The following is a 208-nucleotide window of genomic DNA, read 5'->3' as shown; positions in this document are numbered from 1 at the left end:
CTCACACCTTGTCCTTGTTCATATGCCAGGCCTAGATTATATTGGGCTTCTGCAAGCCCTTGCTCTGCCGTTTTGCGAAACCATCGCACTGCCTCTGCATAGTCTTGACGAACTCCTTGCCCATTGGCATACATCATACCCAAATTATATTGGGCATCGGCCAATCCTTGTTCTGCCGCCTTGCGATACCACTGCACCGCCTGTGCAT

The 208-nt window shown here is 51.0% G+C and carries 1 protein-coding gene; it reads right to left on the bottom strand.

Translation table 11 applies throughout. From position 1 onward, the window contains the following. A partial coding sequence (locus tag HMPREF2726_RS01645) for a tetratricopeptide repeat protein (protein WP_148132454.1) occupies positions 1–208 on the bottom strand: 208 nt, incomplete at both ends.

The sequence above is a fragment of the Neisseria sp. HMSC074B07 genome (assembly GCF_001810355.1).
Taxonomy (GTDB): Bacteria; Pseudomonadota; Gammaproteobacteria; order Burkholderiales; family Neisseriaceae; genus Neisseria.
The sequence above is the reverse complement of the archived record's forward strand: the minus strand, read 5'-3'. Positions and strand labels throughout refer to the sequence as shown.